We start from the raw sequence: 244 nt of genomic DNA on the forward strand, positions 1-244 counted from the left end.
ACGTTGTTGTTCTTGCTGCTGTTGCTCTTGTTGTTTACGCTGCTCTTCCTCAGCTTTTTTCTTCGCATCTTCTTGTTTTAATTTATCTTCATTAGCCTTTTTCTGAGCTTCCTCATCAGCTTTTTTCTTCGCATCTTCTTCGGCTTTTTTCTTAGCTTCTTCTTCAGTTTTCTTCGCATCTGGAGTTCCGCCAGGCGCAGTGAAGGATGCTCCAACTGCTGGGCTTGTTCCAGTACCTTTTTTC

At 43.0% G+C, this 244-nt stretch carries 1 pseudogene; it reads right to left on the reverse strand.

What is annotated here, in order from left to right:
* A pseudogene (locus tag MR079_RS28875) lies at window positions 1-244 on the reverse strand (hypothetical protein); the annotation flags it as partial.

Origin of the sequence: Bacillus cereus group sp. BfR-BA-01381 (genome assembly GCF_022663555.1) — a bacterium.
Classification (GTDB): Bacteria; Bacillota; Bacilli; order Bacillales; family Bacillaceae_G; genus Bacillus_A; species Bacillus_A pacificus.